This is a genomic window from Candidatus Microbacterium colombiense (assembly GCA_029203165.1).
In the GTDB taxonomy this organism is placed as follows: Bacteria; Actinomycetota; Actinomycetes; order Actinomycetales; family Microbacteriaceae; genus Microbacterium; species Microbacterium colombiense.
The window spans coordinates 133,741-152,211 of sequence record CP119308.1; the positions used below are offsets into that span (position 1 = coordinate 133,741).

The 18,471-nt window shown below is 69.3% G+C and carries 20 protein-coding genes; 14 read left to right on the forward strand and 6 right to left on the reverse strand.

What is annotated here, in order from left to right:
- Position 1: 1 nt before the first annotated feature.
- Positions 2–1,498, reverse strand: coding sequence for an MATE family efflux transporter (locus P0Y60_00700; protein WEK61309.1), 1,497 nt, complete (start codon positions 1,496–1,498; stop codon positions 2–4).
- Positions 1,499–1,696: 198 nt separating this feature from the next.
- Here P0Y60_00700 and P0Y60_00705 point away from each other — a divergent pair, with 198 nt between their 5' ends.
- From P0Y60_00705 to P0Y60_00750, 10 genes are all read left to right on the forward strand, one after another.
- Positions 1,697–2,683 (forward strand): aldo/keto reductase, encoded by a 987-nt coding sequence (locus P0Y60_00705; protein ID WEK61310.1) that lies wholly within the window; start codon positions 1,697–1,699, stop codon positions 2,681–2,683.
- A gap of 124 nt (positions 2,684–2,807) precedes the next feature.
- Positions 2,808–3,452: a YigZ family protein gene (locus P0Y60_00710; protein WEK61311.1), complete on the forward strand. Its 645-nt coding sequence runs from the start codon at positions 2,808–2,810 to the stop codon at positions 3,450–3,452.
- A gap of 177 nt (positions 3,453–3,629) precedes the next feature.
- Positions 3,630–4,556, forward strand: coding sequence for a DnaJ domain-containing protein (locus P0Y60_00715; GenBank protein WEK61312.1), 927 nt, complete (start codon positions 3,630–3,632; stop codon positions 4,554–4,556).
- 118 nt (positions 4,557–4,674) lie between these two features.
- Positions 4,675–5,643: a squalene cyclase gene (locus tag P0Y60_00720; protein WEK61313.1), complete on the forward strand. Its 969-nt coding sequence runs from the start codon at positions 4,675–4,677 to the stop codon at positions 5,641–5,643.
- 182 nt (positions 5,644–5,825) lie between these two features.
- Positions 5,826–6,854, forward strand: a complete 1,029-nt coding sequence (locus tag P0Y60_00725) for a LacI family DNA-binding transcriptional regulator (protein WEK61314.1) — start codon at positions 5,826–5,828, stop codon at positions 6,852–6,854.
- The gene (locus P0Y60_00730; protein WEK61315.1) at positions 6,851–8,122 is read left to right on the forward strand and encodes an extracellular solute-binding protein; all 1,272 of its coding nucleotides are present in this window, start codon (positions 6,851–6,853) and stop codon (positions 8,120–8,122) included. Before P0Y60_00725 ends, P0Y60_00730 begins: the two co-directional genes overlap by 4 nt.
- Before the next feature lie 4 nt (positions 8,123–8,126).
- Positions 8,127–9,023, forward strand: a complete 897-nt coding sequence (locus P0Y60_00735) for a sugar ABC transporter permease (protein ID WEK61316.1) — start codon at positions 8,127–8,129, stop codon at positions 9,021–9,023.
- Entirely contained in the window at positions 9,020–9,862 is an 843-nt protein-coding gene (locus P0Y60_00740; protein WEK61317.1) for a carbohydrate ABC transporter permease, read from the forward strand. The genes P0Y60_00735 and P0Y60_00740 overlap by 4 nt, the downstream gene beginning before the upstream one ends.
- 23 nt (positions 9,863–9,885) lie before the next feature.
- Positions 9,886–10,857: a glycoside hydrolase family 130 protein gene (locus tag P0Y60_00745; GenBank protein WEK61318.1), complete on the forward strand. Its 972-nt coding sequence runs from the start codon at positions 9,886–9,888 to the stop codon at positions 10,855–10,857.
- A gap of 163 nt (positions 10,858–11,020) precedes the next feature.
- Positions 11,021–13,075, forward strand: a complete 2,055-nt coding sequence (locus P0Y60_00750) for a hypothetical protein (GenBank protein ID WEK61319.1) — start codon at positions 11,021–11,023, stop codon at positions 13,073–13,075.
- 7 nt (positions 13,076–13,082) lie between these two features.
- Here P0Y60_00750 and P0Y60_00755 read toward each other — a convergent pair whose 3' ends face one another.
- Together P0Y60_00755 and P0Y60_00760 are read right to left on the reverse strand one after the other, a co-directional pair.
- Complete coding sequence (locus P0Y60_00755) at positions 13,083–13,289, reverse strand: hypothetical protein (GenBank protein WEK61320.1); 207 nt, start codon at positions 13,287–13,289, stop codon at positions 13,083–13,085.
- Positions 13,290–13,354: 65 nt separating this feature from the next.
- Positions 13,355–13,753 carry a hypothetical protein gene (locus tag P0Y60_00760; protein ID WEK61321.1) on the reverse strand — a complete coding sequence of 133 codons (399 nt, stop codon included), beginning with the start codon at positions 13,751–13,753 and terminating at the stop codon, positions 13,355–13,357.
- A 144-nt stretch (positions 13,754–13,897) separates the two neighbouring features.
- Between P0Y60_00760 and P0Y60_00765 the strand changes: the two genes are divergently transcribed.
- Both P0Y60_00765 and P0Y60_00770 read left to right on the forward strand, forming a co-directional pair.
- Positions 13,898–14,317, forward strand: a complete 420-nt coding sequence (locus P0Y60_00765; GenBank protein WEK61322.1) for a Fur family transcriptional regulator — start codon at positions 13,898–13,900, stop codon at positions 14,315–14,317.
- 67 nt (positions 14,318–14,384) lie between these two features.
- Positions 14,385–15,851 carry a catalase gene (locus tag P0Y60_00770; GenBank protein WEK61323.1) on the forward strand — a complete coding sequence of 489 codons (1,467 nt, stop codon included), beginning with the start codon at positions 14,385–14,387 and terminating at the stop codon, positions 15,849–15,851.
- An 87-nt stretch (positions 15,852–15,938) separates the two neighbouring features.
- Here the strand turns inward: P0Y60_00770 and P0Y60_00775 are convergent, their stop codons facing one another.
- On the reverse strand, positions 15,939–16,286 hold the full coding sequence (locus P0Y60_00775) for a helix-turn-helix domain-containing protein (protein WEK62836.1): 348 nt from the start codon (positions 16,284–16,286) through the stop codon (positions 15,939–15,941).
- Positions 16,287–16,441: 155 nt separating this feature from the next.
- Between P0Y60_00775 and P0Y60_00780 the strand changes: the two genes are divergently transcribed.
- The gene (locus tag P0Y60_00780; protein ID WEK61324.1) at positions 16,442–16,807 is read left to right on the forward strand and encodes a DoxX family protein; all 366 of its coding nucleotides are present in this window, start codon (positions 16,442–16,444) and stop codon (positions 16,805–16,807) included.
- 11 nt (positions 16,808–16,818) lie between these two features.
- Here the strand turns inward: P0Y60_00780 and P0Y60_00785 are convergent, their stop codons facing one another.
- Positions 16,819–17,247, reverse strand: a complete 429-nt coding sequence (locus tag P0Y60_00785; protein ID WEK61325.1) for a PIN domain-containing protein — start codon at positions 17,245–17,247, stop codon at positions 16,819–16,821.
- Positions 17,244–17,531: a type II toxin-antitoxin system prevent-host-death family antitoxin gene (locus tag P0Y60_00790; GenBank protein ID WEK61326.1), complete on the reverse strand. Its 288-nt coding sequence runs from the start codon at positions 17,529–17,531 to the stop codon at positions 17,244–17,246. Before P0Y60_00790 ends, P0Y60_00785 begins: the two co-directional genes overlap by 4 nt.
- 76 nt (positions 17,532–17,607) lie before the next feature.
- Between P0Y60_00790 and P0Y60_00795 the strand changes: the two genes are divergently transcribed.
- On the forward strand, positions 17,608–18,408 hold the full coding sequence (locus P0Y60_00795; GenBank protein WEK61327.1) for an alpha/beta hydrolase: 801 nt from the start codon (positions 17,608–17,610) through the stop codon (positions 18,406–18,408).
- Positions 18,409–18,471: the final 63 nt, after the last annotated feature.

An 18,471-nucleotide genomic window follows, 5' to 3' on the forward strand; every position in this document is an offset into this window, starting at 1 on the left:
ATCAGCGCCGCGTGCGGCTCTTCGGTCGGGTCAGCATCAGTCGGCGAAGCCGCGACGACCGCGCGACCGCGATGGGCTGCGTGACCACCGCATCGACCACCATGGAACCGTCGCTCGGTCCGACGATCGCGATGGCCGAGGTCTCGGTCGCGTCGATCGGGTCGACCGGCATGCGCCCGAGCGCCCGGTGCGCGCGGATGTACGCCGGCACCAACAGCACGATCGCTCCGACCCACGCCAGCGGGTTGCTGAGCGCGACCCCGGTGAAGCCGATCATCGCCCCGAGCGCCACGGCCGCGACCACGCGCATCACGAGTTCGATCACGCCGGTCACGGTCGGCACGAGCGTGTGGCCCAGCCCCTGCAGCGCGCCACGGAGCACGAACAGCATGCCGAGCGCCCAGTAGCCGCATCCGTTCACGATCAGCATGAGGTGGGCGAGATCGACGACCTCGTCGGAGCCTTCGCCGATGAACAGGCGCACCATCGGGGCACCGAAGGCGATGAGCAGACCGCCGAGCACGATGCCGGCGGCGATGGCCATCCAGGTCGCCTCGACCACACCACGGCGGATGCGATCGGGTCGACGTCCGCCGTGGTTCTGCGCGGCGTACATCGACACCGCCAGTCCGAGCGAGGAGAGCAGCGCGACGGCGAGGCTGTCGACGCGCGATGCGGTCGTGTAGGCCGCGACGGCCTCGGCGCCCAGAGTGTTGAGCGCGACCTGCACGGTCAGCGTGCCGATCGCGATGATCGAGGCCTGGAAGCCCATCGGCAGACCGAGGCGCAGGTGCTCGGAGATGTCGGCGCGTGTGACGCGCCAGTCCGCCCGACGCAGGTGCAGCATCGGCAGGCGGCGGCGCACGAACTCGAGGCACAGCGCCACTGAGACGGCCTGCGCGATCACCGTCGCGAGCGCCGCGCCAGCCACACCCCATGCGAGCGGGCCGACCATGAGCACGACCAGCCCCACGTTCAGCGCGCACGACACGGTGAGGAACACGAGCGGCGTGCGGGAGTCTCCGATCGCGCGGATGATCGCCGACAGGTAGTTGAAGAACATCGTCGCGCCCGCGCCGAGGAAGCTGATCTGCGTGAAGACCGTGGCATCGGCCATGAGCTCGGGCGGCGTCTGCAGCAGGGCGAGCAGCGGCGCGGCGATCAGCGGCGCGACCACCGTCAGCACGACGCTCGTGATGCCCGTCAGGATCACCCCGGTCGCGACGGACCGGCGCACCGCGGCATCGTCGCGCGCGCCGAACGCCTGGGCGATCGGGATCGCGAACCCACTGGTCAGACCCCAGGCGAAGCCGAGCAGCAGGAAGAGCAGTGCGCCGGTCGCGCCGACGGCCGCGAGGGCGTCGACGCCGAGGTGGCGGCCGACGACGATGGCGTCGGCGAACTGGTACAGCTGCTGCACGACGTTGCCGAGCAGCAGGGGGATGGAGAAGGCAAGGATGACACGCCACGGGCGGCCCGTGGTGAGGGAGGTGGCCATGAGGAGGAGCTCGCAGGACTGGAGTGCGGATCGGGGGAGGCTCCAGCCTATCGAATCGATTCGGCACCTGTCATCCATTGGCGCCTCCGGTAGCCCGGCTGAGGGGGCACACCAGGCCCTCCCTCTTCGTGCGCACCGCGCGTAGCGTCGCACTAACGGCGCCACCGATCACATCGGCGCTCCACGAAAGGACGAACCATGCACACGCGCACACTCGGGCAGGGCCTCCAGGTCTCGGCGATCGGACTCGGCGCCATGGGCATGTCGCAGAGCTACGGACCGAACCCCGGGAGCCGCGACGACATGATCTCCGTGCTGCGCTCCGCCCCCGAGCACGGCGTCACCTTCTTCGACACCGCGGAGGTCTACGGCCCCTACGTGAACGAGGAGCTCGTCGGGGAGGCGCTGGCTCCGATCCGCGACGAGGTCGTCATCGCGACGAAGTTCGGATGGCGCATCGAAGACGGCAAGAGTGTCGGGCTCAACAGCAGGCCCGATCAGATCCGGCGCGTGGCAGAGGCATCGCTGCGAAGCCTGCGCACCGACGTGATCGACCTCTTCTACCAGCACCGCGTCGATCCGGAGGTTCCGATCGAAGACGTCGCCGGCACGGTCGCCGAGCTCGTCCGTGAGGGCAAGGTGCGCCATCTCGGACTCTCCGAGGCGTCATCCGAGACGATCCGCCGCGCCCATGCGGTGCATCCGGTGACGGCGTTGCAGAGCGAGTACTCGCTGTGGACGCGCGATCCCGAGACGCAGATCCTGCCGACGCTCGCCGAACTCGGCATCGGATTCGTGCCGTTCAGCCCGCTCGGGAAGGGCTTCCTGACCGGCACCGTCGGCGCCTCCACGGACTTCGCCGCGGGCGACATCCGCTCCACCATCCCGCGTTTCGCCACCGAGAACCGCGAAGCGAACCAGGCATTGGTCGACCACGTCGCCGCGCTCGCGACCGCGAAGGGCGCGACGCCGGGCCAGATCGCGCTCGCCTGGCTGCTCGCCCGTCAGCCCTGGATCGTGCCGATCCCCGGAACGCGACGCACCTCCCGCATCGCCGAGAACGCCGCCAGTACCCAGGTCGCCCTGTCCGCCGACGAGGTCGACGATCTCTCCGCACTCGCGACCCGCGTGGGCGTCGCCGGCGATCGGTACAACCCCCAGCAGATGTCCTTCGTCGACCGCTGAGCGCTCCAGCCCCCACCTCCCGTCGCGATATGACAGCACAGATGCGTGAATAGGCTGCCATATCGCGACGGGAGCAGGGGGACGGGCGGGGTGTGGAGGCGGCCGTGCGGGCTACCGTGGGGGGATGAGTGCGCGCGTGTACCCCGCGACGATCGCGGATGCCGTGGAGCACGAGATCGTGATCCGCAAGTCGCGGTTCCTCACCCTGGTCGCGCCGGTCGGCTCCGTCGATGAGGCGGATGCGGTGATCGCCGGCATCCGCAAGCGCGCCTGGGATGCGAATCACAACTGCACCGCGATGATCACCGGACTGCTCGGGGATCAGGCACGTTCCTCCGACGACGGGGAGCCCTCGGGCACCGCGGGCGTGCCCATGCTCGAAGTGCTGCGCCGGCGGGAGCTGACCGATGTCGTCGCGGTCGTCACCCGCTACTTCGGCGGCGTGAAGCTCGGCGCGGGTGGCCTCGTGCGCGCGTACTCCACGGCCGTCTCCGAGACACTCGACCTCACCGCCCTCGTGCACCGCAAGGCCCTCACGCAGATGACGATCGACGTCTCCCACGCGGATGCCGGACGCTACGACAATCTGCTGCGGGACTGGGTCGGCCACCACGGCGCGGCCCTCGGCGAGCCGAGCTACGGCCGCCTCGCGAGGCTGGAGCTGTGGGTGCCCGCGCCGGAGATCGCCCGCCTCACGGCCGACCTCGCCGCAGCATCCGCCGGCACCGTCATGCCCGCCGTCGGAGCCGAACGCATCGTCGACGTCTGAGCCCCGCCGCCCTGCCCCCGCCCCGTGAGCCGGCAACCCCCTACCCCTGCTCCGGTCGCGATATGACACCCAAGACGCGCGAATAGGCTGCCATATCGCGACGGGAACAGTGGGGTGCCGGGGGAAAGCACAAGCGACGGCGGATACGCTGGGTGTCCGCGCCCTGAAAGGAGAGCGATGTTCGACAGCCCGCTCTCCGCGTCGGCGTACGAGATCCTCGAGGTCGACCCCGCGGTCGACGACGCCGAACTGCGCCGCGCGTACCGATTGCGGCTGCGCCAGACGCACCCCGACACCGGCGGCGATGCGGCGATCTTCATCCAGGTGCAGCGAGCGTGGGAACTGGTCGGCACCGCCGAGGCCCGCGCGTCGTACGACCGCCGCAGCGGCGTCGCCTCGGGCACGACGACCGAGAGCACGTGGAGCGGATGGCGTCCGACCGCCGCCCGCGCCGACACCCGTCCCCGCGCCCGCTCCTACGGGCATCCGGGCGGCTGGCGTCGTGAGCGCTACCTGGTGCTGATCCGCGAGTGGGCGGGCCGCGGCGTCGATGTTCCCGATCCGTACGACCCGGCGCTCGTGCGGTCCGCTCCGCGGGAACTGCGCCGCATGCTCGCCGACGCCCTCGCCGAAGAGGCGACCGCGCGCACGGTCTCCGACCTGGGCATGGGTTTCACGGTGTGGCACGACGTGGCCGCAGGCGCGGATGCCGACGACAAGCTCGACCACGTGGTGCTCAGCCCGTCGGGTCTCTACGGGATCATGTCGGAGGACTTCGGCGGGGTGGTGGGCTTCCGCCGCGGTGAGATCACCGGTCCGAGCCTGGGCACTCGCGCCCCCGTGACCGCCACGCACGCGCGCATGCGTGCCGTCGCGAAGGCCGCCAAGGTGCGGTTCGGCGGAGCGATCATCGTGCTGCCGGATGACGACCTTGCACAGCCCGTGACACCCCTCGGCAGCAGCCGCGGGGTTCCCGTCGTGGTGGTGCGTCGCAGCGCGCTCGCGATGGTGCTGCGTCAGGGTGGGACGGGTGCTCGACCGATCGGCGGCAACGAGCTCTTCGACGTGCGCACCCGCCTGCAGCAGACCGTCCGTTTCGTCTGAGCCGTTTTTTCGTCTGAGCCGCTTCGTCTGAGCCGCTTCGTCTGCGCACGGCCGTCTGCGCACGGCCGTCTTGAGCACCGCCTTCCCGGTGTCGCCCGCCAGGAGTAGCGTTCCGCGCATGGCGATCTCGACCGATGTGCGTGCCTGGCTCCTCGATTCCGACCCGAGCCTGCGATGGCAGGTGGAGCGCGATCTCACCGGCGCTCCACCCGAGGTCTGGCAGGCGACGAGGGCGCGTGTGGCCACCGAGGGATTCGGCGCCGCACTACTCGAACGGCAAGACCCCGACGGGCAATGGGCCGGAGGCGCGTACTTCCCCGCCGGCTTCTTCGAGAGCGCCGAGGCCGAGGCGCCGGGTCAGCCCTGGACCGCCACGACCTGGACACTGAAGGAGCTGCGCGACACCGGCGTGGATGCATCCGCGCTGCGGGGCACCGCCGAGAAGCTGGCCGCGAACAGCCGCTGGGAGTATGAGGATCTTCCCTACTGGGGCGGCGAGGTCGACGTGTGCATCAACGCGTTCACGCTCGCGACCGGGGCCTGGCTCGGCGTGGACATGAGCGCGCTCGCGCGGTGGTTCGTCGACCATCGCTTGCCTGACGGCGGATGGAACTGCGAGGCCGAGGAGGGGCGGTCGACGCGCTCGTCGTTCCACTCGACCCTCAACGCGGTGCGGGAGCTCCTGGTCTACGAACAGCTCACAGGCGACGATTCGGTGAGAGACGCCCGCCATGGTGGGGAGGAGTATCTGTTGGAGCGACGACTGCTCCACCGGCTCTCGACCGGCGAGAGGGTGGGCGACTTCGTGCGGGAGTTCACGTATCCGCATCGCTACCGGTTCAGTGCGCTGACGGCGCTCGACCACTTCCGCGCGGTCTCGCTGCACGAAGGACGCCGGCCGGATGAGCGGCTCTCCGAGGCGGTGGCGCTGGTGCGCGCGGCCCGCAGATCCGACGGAACCTGGAGCCAGGGCGCGCCGCTTCTCGGTCGCACCTGGTTCGTCGTCGACGCTCCCGAGGGAGCCCCGTCACGCTGGCTGACGCTGTTCGGAACGCGCGTTCTCGACTGGTGGGATTCCGCCCACTGACGGCCTCACCGGCCGCCGCACGCCTCCTCACACGCTGACCGCACGCCGCCCGATCGCCGGCCGGATGCTGATTCCCCCACACCTGGGGAACCTCCGCCACCCCGTTGACAGGCTCAATCAAACCGGTTTACACTCGCTGCCGTGCCCACCGTCGAGTGGGTCGATCCCCACGAGGAGGTGGCATGAGCCGCACGACGATCGCCGATGTCGCCCGCGAGGCCGGCGTGACCAAGGCCACCGTCTCGCACGCGCTGAGCGGCAATCGCCCCATCTCGGATGAGACGAAGGCGAAGGTGCTCGCCGCAGCCGAGAAGCTGAACTGGGTGCCCAGCCAGAGCGCCAGGGCCCTCGCCACGCGCCGCGCGAATGCGGTCGCTGTCGTGCTCGCCCGCGACCCCGAGGTCATCGCGAACGATTCGTTCTTCCCGGCCTTCATCGCCGGCGTCGAATCGGTGCTGTCCGAGACCGAGACCGCGCTGATCCTCCAGGTCGTTCCCGACCGCGAGGCCGAAGAACGCGCCTACCGCGCTCTGACCCACGGACGTGCCGACGGCGCCCTGCTGCTCGATCTCCGTGACGACGACTGGCGCGTGCCGTTCCTCGACGACCTGGGCCTGCCCACCGTTCTCGTCGGCGCCTACGAGCAGCCCAGCGCGTTCTCCTGCGTGCGCACCGACGACGCAGCCCCGGTGCGTGAGCTCATCGCGCACCTCCGCGACGCCGGACACGAACGCATCGCCCACGTCTCGGGTCCGCTCGACTACGTGCACTCCCGCGCCCGCGCCGACGCCTACATCGCCACGATCGGCGACGACGCACTGCTGCGCGAGGGTGACTTCACCGCCGCGAGCGGACGCGCGCTCACGGCGCAGCTCCTGGCGCTGCCCGACCGCCCGACCGCCATCCTGTACTCGAACGACACCATGGCGATCGCCGGGCTGTCGTTCGCGCGCTCGCAGGGTCTCGTGATCCCCGACGATCTCGCGATCTCGGGCTTCGACGACGACCACCTGTCGGCGCACCTCTCTCCGGCGCTGACCAGCGTCTCGTCGGATCCCGCGGCGCGAGGTCGCGCCGCCGCCCGCCTTCTGCGGGCAGACATCCTCGGGGCGCAACCGCGCACCGAGATCGTCGACTGCAACGTCGTGCACTTCCGTGAGAGCACCGCGTCGTCGACCGTTCCACCCACTGTGTCGAGGAGGACACCATGAAGAAGATCAGCGCAGTCGCACTCGTCGGCGCATTCGCACTCGTCGCCACCGGTTGTTCCGCGGGCGGCGGCGGGGGCTCCGACTCGGGCTCCGCCGAGGCCACGGGTCCGATCAAGGTCTGGCTCTCGAACAACGAGCAGGAGGTCGCCTGGGGCACCGCGGTCGTCGAGGCCTGGAACGCGGAGCATCCCGACGAGAAGGTCACCGCCCAGGAGATCCCCGCGGGTTCCTCCTCGGAGGAGGCCATCACCGCGGCGATCACGGCGGGCACCGCACCCTGCCTCGTCTACAACGTGGCACCCGCAGCCGTCTCCGGCTGGGTCAAGCAGGGCGGACTCGTCGACCTCAGCACGCTCGACGGCGGCAGCGACTACATCACCGAGCGCAGCGGCGACGTCGAGGCCTACGCCACCGACGGCAGCTACTACCAGCTGCCGTGGAAGTCGAACCCCGTGATGGTCATGTACAACAAGGCACTGTTCGAAGCCGCGGGCATCGACCCGGAAGACCCGCAGATGAACACGTACGACGCGTTCCTCGACGGGGCGAAGGCGATCGTCGACTCGGGCGTGCAGAGCGCGATCTGGCCGGCGCCGACCAGCGAGTTCTACCAGCCCTGGTTCGACTTCTACCCGCTCTATCTCGCCGAGACCGATGGCACGATGCTCGTCGAAGACGGCGCATCGACCTTCGACTCGGATGCCGGCACGACGGTCGCCGACTTCTGGGCGACCATCTACAAGGACAAGCTCGCGCCGAATGAGGCATCCACCGACGACGCGATGTCGGCCGGCACCACCGCCATGCAGCTCGCCGGCCCCTGGGCGATCCCCTCGTACGCCGACACCGTCGACGTGGGCTTCATGCCGGTGCCGACCAGCGACGGACGCGAGAACCCGACGACCTTCGCCGACTCGAAGAGCGTGTCGATGTTCACCTCGTGCGAGAACCAGGGAACGGCGTGGGAGTTCCTGCAGTTCTCGACGAACGTCGACAACGACGGTGCCCTGCTCGAGGCCACCGGACAGATGCCGATGCGCACCGGGCTCACCGACGCCTACGCCGACTACTTCGCCGCGAACCCGAACTACGTGGCGTTCGCCGAGCAGGCCGAGAACACCGCCGACGTGCCCAGCATCCCCAACTCGGTCGAGGCCTGGCAGGCCTTCCGCGACGAGTACTCCTCCGCGGTGATCTTCGCGAAGGAGTCGGTGGGCGACTTCCTCAGCAACGCCGCGTCGAAGATCGACACGCTCGTCGCCGAGTGACCTCATGACCGACAACCGGCGGTTGCGCACCCGATGGCTGGGTGCGCAACCGATCGGCGGCCTCTTCGCGCTGCCGTACTTCGTCTTCGTGATCGCGATCTTCGCGTATCCGCTCGCGTTCGCGGTCTACATCGCCTTCCACGACTACTTCTTCACCGCGCCGAACGTCGAGGTCGACCGTCCCTTCGTGGGGTTCGACAACTTCGTCACCGTGCTCACCGACCCGAGGGTGCTCGGCTCGTTCCGCAACACCCTCGTGTTCCTGGTGATCAACGTGCCGCTCACCGCGGTGCTGTCGCTCGTGCTCGCGGCCGCGCTGAACACCGGCATCCGCTGGGTCGCCGCCTACCGCGTCGCGTTCTACGTGCCGTATCTCACCGCGAGCGTGTCGCTGGTGGGCGTCTGGATGCTGCTGTTCTCCGGCAACGGCCTGATCAACACCATCCTCGGACCGCTCGCCCCCGACCCGTCGTGGCTCGTGAACAGCGGGCTGGCGATGCCGATGATCGCGTTCTACGTCACCTGGAAGCAGCTCGGCTTCTACATCCTGCTCTACCTCGCCGCCCTGCAGAACGTGCCCAAGGAGCTGTACGAGTCGGCCGAAACCGACGGCGCCGGTGCCCTCAAGCGCTTCCTGCACGTGACGATCCCCGGGGTGCGCAGTGCCACCACGCTCGTGCTGATCCTCTCGATCATCACCGGCGCCAACCTGTTCACCGAGCCCTACCTGCTCACCAACGGCGGAGGCCCCGACGGCGCCTCCTCGACCCCGGTCCTGCTCATCTACCAGCTGGGCATCCAGCAGCAGAACCCCGACACCGCCGCCGCGATCGGCATGATCCTGGTGATCCTCGTCGGGATGCTGTCACTCGCCGCCAACCGCGCCACCAGGGAGCGATGATGAGACGTACACGGTCACTGCCGCGCATCCTGAGCATCATCCTGCTCACGGCTGCGGCCATCGGATTCGCCTTCCCGTTCTACTTCATGCTCGTGGGGGCCTTCCAGGAGAACCCGACGAACTCGCCGAGCGAACTGCTGCCCACCAGCGGCTGGACCGTCGACAACTTCATCGCGATCGACTCGCGCATCGACCTGATGGGTTCGCTGCTCAACTCGCTGATCTTCACGGCCGGTGTGCTGCTGGGAACCGTGGTGTTCGGGCTGCTCGCGGGCTACGCGATCGCCCGCCTCGACTTCCGGGGCCGCGGCGTGATCTGGGTGCTGATGCTGCTCGTGCAGATGGTGCCGTTCCAGCTGCTGATGATCCCGCTCTACGTGCAGATCACACGCAACTACGGCCTCGGCGACTCGTACATGGGCATGATCCTGCCGTTCCTGATCAACACGACGGCGGTGTTCATCTTCGTGCAGTTCTTCAAGGCGCTGCCGGTGGAGATCTTCGAGGCCGCGCGCATCGACGGCGCGGGCGAGATCCGCCTGCTGACCTCGGTCGCGATCCCGCTCATCAAGCCGGTGCTCGTGACGGTCGTGCTGGTCACCTTCATCGGGCCGTGGAACGAGTTCCTGTGGCCGTTCCTGATCACGAAGGATGCCACGCTCCAACCGTTGGCCGTCTCGCTGGCCAACTACATCTCCAACGTGGCGCAGTCCACGGCCAACCCGAACGGGGCGATCCTCGCGGGTGCCACGGCGCTCGCCTTCCCCGTCGTGATCCTGTTCGTCGTCTTCCAACGCTTCTTCACCGCCACCGATCTCGGTGCCGCGGTCAAGGGCTGATCCCATCCCCAGAAAGGACATCCATGTTCACCGGAGCATCCTTCCCCCTCGGACCGTTCACGCCCTACGAGGGCAACCCGATCCTGCGTCCGCGCGGCGACAGCTGGGAGTCGGCCAACCTCTACAACCCCGCGGCGCTCGTCGACGGTGACGAGGTCGTGCTGCTCTACCGCGCGCACGCCGACGACATCGTGTCGCACATCGGCATGGCCCGCTCGAGCGACGGCGTGAACTTCACCCGCGAGGACGCCCCGATCCTCTCCCCCTCGGAGGACTACGAACGGTACGGATGCGAAGACCCGCGCATCGCGCTGATCGACGGCACGTTCTACCTCACCTACACGGGGTGGGACCGTCACAGCGCGCAGCTGTGCCTGGCGACCTCGCCCGATCTGCGCACCTGGACCAAGCACGGACCGCTGTTCGAGGACTTCGACACGTTCAAGACCGTCGACCCGCGCGGCTTCAACTGGTCGAAGGCCGGCGTCATCGTGCCTCAGAAGATGCACGGCAAGTGGTGGATGTACTTCGGCGAGGGCGCGATCTACTGGGCCACCAGCGACGACCTGATCCATTGGACCCCGGGCACCGCCGACACCGACCCGATGTACTCCCCGACACCGGGCACGTGGGACGAAGCTCTGGTCGAGATCGGCACGTCGCCGGTCGTCGCCGACAACGGGTTGCTCGTCTTCCTCACGAACGGTGCCACGCGCGTCGTGCACGACGACGGCACGGTCGACGTGGATTACCGGTGCGGCCAGATCGCGATCGATCCGGATGAGCCCACCCGGGTGATCGGGCGGATGCAGGAGCCCTGGCTGCGTCCGCAGACGTTCGAAGACATGCACGGGCTCGTCTCCAACGTGACCTTCGTGGAGGGTCTGGTGAAGTTCCACGACAAGTGGTTCGCGTACTACGGGCAGTCCGACACCACTCTCGCCGTCGCCATCCACGATCCCGCCGAGTCCTGGGGTCGCGCGCTGCGCGACTGACTGACTTCCGCACCCCGACGAATCGCCGAGACCATGACGATTCGCGGAGGATTCACCCCGATTCCTCCGTGAATCGTCATCGGCTCCGTGAATCGTCGCCCCACTCCAACTCCAACTCCAACTCCACCGACACCCACATCCACCGACACAGAGAAGTGACGACATGGACACCTCACGACGTTCGTTCCTGACCATCGCGGCGACGGCATCCGCCCTCGCCCTCCTCCCCGTCGACGCGGCCTTCGCGTCGAACGGGGCAGCAGCGACCGGCGGCTCGCTGCTGCCGGCAGAGGGGGTGGCACGCGGCTCGGCGCGCGGGCGCCGTCTCACCAACCTCGCGCATCTGCGGTTCCTGCTCGCCGAGGTCCCGGTGGCGGCGAGTGCCACGCACACGACCTTCGGCATCGACACACAGCCGGTCGTGCGGGCACCGTGGACGTACGCCGACACCGACGGCGCCGGCGGCTACCGCCCGGTCGGCGGCGGCACACGGGATGCGGCCACCGGGCACTGGACACAGGGTGCGTACAACGCCGACGACATCGCCCGCGCCGCCATCGTGTTCCTGCGCGACTGGAAGGCGACCGGCGACGCGCAGAGCCGCGACGAGGCCCGCGACGTGCTGCGGTCTCTCGCGTTCCTGCAGACCACCGGCGGGGCGAACGCCGGGCGCGTGGTGCTGTGGCAGCAGGAGGACGGCACGCTCAACCCCAGCGCGATCCCGGTCGAGCTGCCCGACCCCTCGGACTCTGCCGAGTCGTACTGGCTCGCGCGCAGCGTGTGGGCGTTCGGCGAGGGCTATGCCGCATTCCGCCGCACGGATCGGGCCTTCGCCGCGTTCCTGCTCGAGCGTCTGCACCTGTGCCTCGATGCCCTCGGGCGTGAGTCGCTGTCGCGCGCAGGGCAGTGGGTGCGCAGCGACGGCAGGAAGCTGCCCGCCTGGCTGATCGCGGGTGGGGCGGATGCCACAGCCGAGGCCATGCTCGGACTCGCCCCCGCGGCAGAAGCCGGAGACTCCCGCAGCCGCCGAGCCCTGCAGACCTACGGCGAGGGCGTCGCGGCGATGGCCAGCGACCCCGCGAAGGGCTGGCCGTTCGGCGCCGTGCTGCCGTGGACCGGCTCCCTCGGGTTCTGGCACGCGTGGGGTGCGGCGGCTCCGGAAGCCCTGGCGCGCGCGGGCGGGCTGCTGCGGCGCCGCGACTGGACGAGCGCCGCGATCGCCGATGCCGGGCGCTTCACGCCGCAGGTGCTGGCGAGCGGCGGACCCCACAACGCGTGGGCCCCGATTCCCGCCGAGGCGCAGATCGCCTACGGTGCGCACGGCCGGGTGGCCGGCGCGGTGCAGGCCGCAGCGGTGGGCGGCGACGGGCTGCGTGTGCTCGCCGGTCTTGCGGCCGGCTGGTTCTTCGGTGCGAACACCGCCGGCATCCCGGTGTACGACCCGACGACCGGCGTCACGTTCGACGGCGTCGAGACCGACGGGCGCGTCAACCGGAACTCCGGCGCGGAATCGACGATCCACGGGCTCCTCACGATGCTGCTGCTGGACGCGAACCGCGACATCGCCCAGATCGCGAGCTCGATCACCGGGCTGTCGTCGTTCACCGGGCTGCGCGTGCTCGAGGCCGAGTCCGCCCGCCTGTCACCGGGGGCCGTGGTCGAGACGCCGGCGGGCGGAGCGTGGATCGGCGAGGGCAACCTCTCCGGAGGCAAGTATGTGCGGCTGGCGAAGGGCGAGTGGGCCGAGTTCGACGTGACCGAGGCCGGCGGCATCCTGCACGGGCTCGTCTGGCGCCAGGCCGCGGGCGCCGGCGACGCCGTGTGGGAGGTGCTCCGCGGGCGACGGACGGTGTGGAGCACGAAGACCGCGGCAGGCGGCACCGGCGACCGCGGATTGACCGAGGCCGACGGGGCGCTCGTGCCGCAGCTGCTGGGCGGCGACCTACCCGAGGGTCCGCTCGTGGTGCGCTGCACCAGCCGCGGCGACGTGCGACTCGACGCGCTGGTGATCCAGCCGCGCGTGGTCACCGCGGTGTATGCGACGACCTCCGGCGCGGCTGTTCTGTACGCCAACGGGTCACGGTCGGAGCAGCGGGTGACCGCACTGGCGCGGGGCAACGGCACGGCGTACGACGCCGACGGTGCTCAGCGCGGTCAGGCCGTGCAGGGCGGGAAGGTGCGGGTGCGCGGGGCGGGATTCACGATCACGCGCGGGTGACGCGAGCTCACTGAGCCGTCGGCGGCGGGGTGACGGGTCGACGGTCGACCACCGGCCAGACGACGAGCAGGAACGCCGCGAACGGCCCGAAGAACAGGGTCAGGAGGAACCACGTCCAGGCCGAGCGGTTGCGCGTGCGCGCGAACCCGCCCGAAAGGATCGCGACGGTGAGCCACATCGCGGAGACCACGGTGCCGAGGTATTCGATCGTCATGCAGGCGAGCCTACGCACGGCGCGGCACGAGACCCGTCGCCGCGTCGGCGCTGCCTCCGCTCCGCTCAGCTCCAGAACAGAGGGAGCACGGATGCCGCGAAGCCGACCACCGCCGCACCGAGCATCACGATCGCGATCGTCGTGCACGCCCGCTCCGACGGCGCGCGTGCGTCGAGACGCATCTGCTCCGGATGACGGTCGGAGACGAAGCCCGACGGCGTGGGCAGCGCGAGGAGATGCCGCACCTCGTCCGGTGACAGGTATCGCGTGTGCGTGCGATCACCGACCGTCCACAGCGCCACGGCGTTGTCCTCGAAATCCTCGAGGATGGTCACCGGCGTTGGGCGGTGCGTGCCCTGCGCACTCCGGATGAGCACGGCGATGAGGGCCAGCGGGACCCCCGCGATCAGACCGACCCAGCCGATGATCTCGCCCACGACGCCGACGACCTCAACGACGTGCACGTGTGGCCTGACGATCGAGCGGAGGGGTCTGTGTGGGCATGTGAGGCGATCCTATCGCCGCGCGGTCAGACCCCGGCGTCCACGGCGACGCCCCCGACACGCCGTTCTTTTGAATAACTCAAAATAGAAGGTAGGGTCGAAGACATGGACACAGACCTCGACTCGGCGCTTCGCGACGCCGGGCTACGGGCGACCGCGGGCCGCGTCGCCGTTCTCGAGGCACTGGACTCCATGGCCCATACGGATGCGGAGCGGGTCTTCCGCGCCGTATCCGTGGTGCTGCCGACCACGTCGATCCAGTCGGTGCACAACATCCTCGCGGACCTGACGACGGCGGGACTCATCCGCCGGATCGAACCGGCAGGATCCGCAGCCCTCTATGAGCGGCGCACCGGCGACAACCACCACCACGTCGTCTGCACCTCCTGCGGTGCGGTCGGCGATGTGGACTGCGTCGTCGGCGAAGCGCCGTGCCTCACCCCGTCCTCGGCCGGGGGATTCACCGTCCAGACAGCCGAAGTCACCTTCTGGGGCCTGTGCCCCAGCTGCCAGAACGCCGCGTAGTCCGACGTCCGCGCCCGCCCATCCGGGCAGGGGTGTTCGTCGCGCCTGCGCGCAGAAGGAGAAGATCATGACGAATCCGAACACCCCGCATCCCGCGACGACCACGCAGACCGGCACCCCGGTCGCGAGCGACGCACACTCCCTCACGGTCGGCGCCGATGGACCCACCGTCCTGCACGACCGCTACCTCGTCGAGAAGCTCGCCTCCTTCAACCGCGAGCGGGTGCCGGAGCGCAACCCGCACGCCAAGGGCGGCGGCGCATTCGGCGAGTTCGTCGTCACGGAGGACGTGTCGGCGTACACCCGGGCCGCCGTCTTCCAGCCGGGCACGACGAGCGAGACGCTGCTGCGCTTCTCGTCGGTCGCCGGCGAGCAGGGCTCCCCCGACACGTGGCGCGACGTGCGCGGCTTCTCGCTGCGCTTCTACACGACCGAGGGCAACCTCGACGTGGTCGGCAACAATACCCCGACCTTCTTCCTGCGCGATGCGATGAAGTTCCCCGACTTCATCCACTCCCAGAAGCGTCTGGGCGACTCGGGCCTGCGCGATGCCGACATGCAGTGGGACTTCTGGACCCTCTCCCCCGAGACCGCACACCAGGTCACCTATCTCATGGGCGACCGCGGACTCCCCCGCAGCTGGCGCCACATGAACGGCTACGGCTCGCACACGTACCAGTGGGTCAACGCCGCGGGTGAGCGGTTCTGGGTGCAGTACCACTTCCTCTCGCACCAGGGCGTGGAGAGCATGGATGCCGCCGAGGCGGAGCAGCTCGCCGGGTCGGATGCCGATCACTACCGCCGCGACCTGTTCGATGCGATCGCCCGCGGCGAGAACCCCTCGTGGGATGTGTACGTGCAGATCATGCCGTACGCCGAGTCGACGGACTACCGCTTCAACCCGTTCGACCTGACCAAGACCTGGTCGAAGAAGGACTACCCGCGCATCAAGGTGGGCACGTTCACCCTGAACCGCAATCCGCAGAACTTCTTCGCCGAGATCGAGCAGGCCGCGTTCTCCCCGGGGAACCAGGTGCCCGGCACCGGCATCTCGCCGGACAAGATGCTCATGGCGCGCGTGTTCGCGTACTCCGATGCCCAGCGGTACCGCATCGGCGCGAACTACAACCAGCTGCCGGTGAACCAGCCGCATGCGGCCGAGACGCGCAACTACATGCACGAGGGGCAGATGCAGTACCACTTCTCGAGCGCGCAGCAGCGGGTGTACACCCCGAACTCGTACGGTGCCGCCGGCGGTCCGGTCGCTGACCCGGCCGCGGGCGTCGAGGCGAGCTGGGAGTCCGACGGCGAGCTCATGCGCGCGGCGGCGACCCTGCACGCCGACGATGACGACTTCGGCCAGGCCGGCACGCTCTACCGCGACGTGTTCGACGACGTGCAGCGCGCACGCTTCCTCGACACGCTGACCGGTCAGGGCCGCGGCATCACGATCGACGTCATCCGCGAGCGCTTCTTCCAGTACTGGACGAACGTGGATGCCGCGCTCGGCGAGGCGCTGCGCACCCGCGTCTGATCCACCCCTCCCGCCATCCCGCCGAGTGCACGACCTGTTGTCGAGTGGTACGCGTCCGTGCACTCGGGGGATGGGAGGGGGCGGGGCTCAGCGCGCGGCGTCGTAGCGGGCGCGGGACTCCTCGATCGCGGCGTGATTCTCCATCGCCCAGTCGCCGATCGTGCGAGCGATCGGGATGAGCGTGCCGCCCCGGGGTGTGAGTTCGTATTCCACCCGGGGCGGCACTTCGGCATACGCGGTCCGGGTGATCAGCCCGTCGCGCTCCAGCTGGCGCAGCGTGAGCGTCAGCATCCTCTGGGAGATGCCCGGGATGTGCTTGAGAAGTTCGCTGAAGCGCAGCCGGTCGCCGCGGAGCGTCGCGATCACGAGCAGCGACCACTTGTCGCCGACCCGGTCGAGCACCTCGCGGATCGCGCGTCCGGCACTCTCGTCCAGCGAGCAGGAACTCTCGTATCCGGGGAATCCGGCGAGTGCACGCTCATCGATGTGCGTCAGTGACACCGATGTGCCTTTTGCATCCACCATCCGCGTACTCCATTCTTGGTTACTGATCGTAACAAGGTCACAGAACAGAACCAAGGAGTTCCCTCGTGCTCATCGCCCTCTGGATCGTCAACAGCCTGCTGGCCCTCGCCATGCTGGGCGGTGGCGGCATGAAGCTCGTCACGCCGAAGCCCACGCTCGCCGCGCGGGGCCTGACCTGGACCGAGGACTTCTCCGCCCCCGTGGTCAAGCTCATCGCCGGAGTCGAGGTCGTGGGCGCCATCGGTCTGATCCTGCCGCTGCTGACCGGCATCGCACCGATCCTCACCCCGATCGCCGGCACCGGGCTCGCGATCATCATGATCGGTGCGACCGTCGTGCACCTGCGCCGCAAGGAGCCCTTCGCTCCCGCCCTGGTGCTCGCCCTGCTGGCGGTCGCGAGCGCGGTGCTCGGCTTCCTCGTCGTCGCCTGACGCTCAGCGCGTCAGAGCGGCGGTAGCTCGTCGGGGTACACGACATCGATCTCAGCGATGTGCTTCGGGAAGTCTTTGCGATTGTTCGTGAGGAACCGATCAGCGCCGGCCGCCACGGCAGTGGCGAGGTGCGCGGCATCGGCGGCGCGCAGCCCGTATGCCACCGCGAGGGCAAGTGCGAGCCGCGCCGTCGCTTGATCGAACGGTCGAAGGTCGAGGCGACTGAGCAGGCTGACCAGCGCCGCAGACTCGCCGGAATCGACGCCGGCGCGGAGCGGCTTCGCGAGCACTTCGGGGAGGAGGAGGACCGACCCGATGGCCGTCTGCGCCGTTCTCCGCTCCGGGTGCTCGACATTCAAGAGCGCGGCCACCCGATCCCCGAGCGGATGCCCAGCAACTGCCGCGTAGATCAGGACGTCGGCGTCGAACGCCGTGATCACCGCGACGACCGGTCATCCTGAATCGACTCGAGCAGCTCGTCCGCTCTGCTCTCGCTGATCGATGCTCGCATCAACGGCTCGGCGCGCGCCCGACTGAGCAGCTCCTCGATACGGTCGGCGGCCGCCCATGCCTCCGGCGAGCGCGTCGCCAACAGCACGTCCGGCCGCACGAGGACCGCGACCACGCGCCCGTGTCTCGTGATCGAGACCTGTTCCCCCGCCTCGACTCGATCGAGCTGCGTCGGCAGGCTCTGACGCGCGTCACTCGCGCTGATGATCGACATGAGTGAATTGTACACCTCCGTACAATTGCGTACATCTCTGCGTCAGGAGCAATCCGACGGGAGGAGAATGGATGCCGTGGCTGTTCCCCTCTCCGACCTGAACCAGATGCCCGCCCCGCAGCAGGTGCACGCCGCCGACGGAACCCGTCTCGCGACGTACACGTGGGGTGAGCTCGATGCCCCTGTCGTCGTGATCGTGCACGGATTCGCGTCGAACGCCCGCGACAACTGGGTGCTCACCGGCTGGGTGCGCGAGCTCACGAAGGTCGGCTACCGCGTGCTCGCCCTCGACCAGCGGGGCCACGGCCTCAGCGAGAAGCCGCATCAGCCCGCGGACTACGGCATCCGCACACTCGCGACAGACGTCGAGACGGTCATGGACGCCTACCTCGTCGACGATGCGGTGTACCTCGGCTACTCGCTCGGAGCACGGGTGGGCTGGGAAGTCGTGCGCGATCTTCCGCAGCGCATCGGCCGGGCCGTGCTCGGCGGCGCGCCGGAGGGCACTCCCCTGGCGCGGCTCGACCTCGATCAGGTGCGCCGGTACATCTCCGACGGCACGCCCGTCACCGATCAGACGACCCAGAACTACATCGCCCTGACCGAGCGGGTGCCCGGCAACGACCTCCGTGCGCTCCTCGCCCTCGCCGAGGGGATGCGCGCGTTCCAGACGATCGACCCCGACCCGGCGGATGCGCCGATCCGGCCCATCCTGTTCGCCACCGGGTCGAAGGACGCCATCATCGAGGGATCCCGCGCCCTGGCATCCGCAGCCCCGCAGGGACGCTTCTTCGAGATCCCGAACCGGAACCACTTCAACGCCCCCGGCTCACGCGACTTCAAGGACGCCGCGCTCGCCTTCCTCGCCGAGGGCTGACCGCTCGGCTTCGCCGGCGCCGCCCCCGGGCATGCAAACCGCCCCGGCCACGCCGAAGGCCCT

What these genes read in the sequence shown, in the direction of transcription:
- P0Y60_00765 (WEK61322.1), top strand. Translation starts at nt 13,898, where the DNA reads ATGGACACAGACCTCGACTCGGCGCTTCGCGACGCCGGGCTACGGGCG.
- P0Y60_00730 (WEK61315.1), top strand. Translation starts at nt 6,851, where the DNA reads ATGAAGAAGATCAGCGCAGTCGCACTCGTCGGCGCATTCGCACTCGTC.
- P0Y60_00710 (WEK61311.1), top strand. Translation starts at nt 2,808, where the DNA reads ATGAGTGCGCGCGTGTACCCCGCGACGATCGCGGATGCCGTGGAGCAC.
- P0Y60_00790 (WEK61326.1), bottom strand. Translation starts at nt 17,531, where the DNA reads ATGTCGATCATCAGCGCGAGTGACGCGCGTCAGAGCCTGCCGACGCAG.
- P0Y60_00770 (WEK61323.1), top strand. Translation starts at nt 14,385, where the DNA reads ATGACGAATCCGAACACCCCGCATCCCGCGACGACCACGCAGACCGGC.
- P0Y60_00740 (WEK61317.1), top strand. Translation starts at nt 9,020, where the DNA reads ATGATGAGACGTACACGGTCACTGCCGCGCATCCTGAGCATCATCCTG.
- P0Y60_00725 (WEK61314.1), top strand. Translation starts at nt 5,826, where the DNA reads ATGAGCCGCACGACGATCGCCGATGTCGCCCGCGAGGCCGGCGTGACC.
- P0Y60_00700 (WEK61309.1), bottom strand. Translation starts at nt 1,498, where the DNA reads ATGGCCACCTCCCTCACCACGGGCCGCCCGTGGCGTGTCATCCTTGCC.
- P0Y60_00745 (WEK61318.1), top strand. Translation starts at nt 9,886, where the DNA reads ATGTTCACCGGAGCATCCTTCCCCCTCGGACCGTTCACGCCCTACGAG.
- P0Y60_00720 (WEK61313.1), top strand. Translation starts at nt 4,675, where the DNA reads ATGGCGATCTCGACCGATGTGCGTGCCTGGCTCCTCGATTCCGACCCG.
- P0Y60_00735 (WEK61316.1), top strand. Translation starts at nt 8,127, where the DNA reads ATGACCGACAACCGGCGGTTGCGCACCCGATGGCTGGGTGCGCAACCG.
- P0Y60_00755 (WEK61320.1), bottom strand. Translation starts at nt 13,289, where the DNA reads ATGACGATCGAATACCTCGGCACCGTGGTCTCCGCGATGTGGCTCACC.
- P0Y60_00705 (WEK61310.1), top strand. Translation starts at nt 1,697, where the DNA reads ATGCACACGCGCACACTCGGGCAGGGCCTCCAGGTCTCGGCGATCGGA.
- P0Y60_00750 (WEK61319.1), top strand. Translation starts at nt 11,021, where the DNA reads ATGGACACCTCACGACGTTCGTTCCTGACCATCGCGGCGACGGCATCC.
- P0Y60_00715 (WEK61312.1), top strand. Translation starts at nt 3,630, where the DNA reads ATGTTCGACAGCCCGCTCTCCGCGTCGGCGTACGAGATCCTCGAGGTC.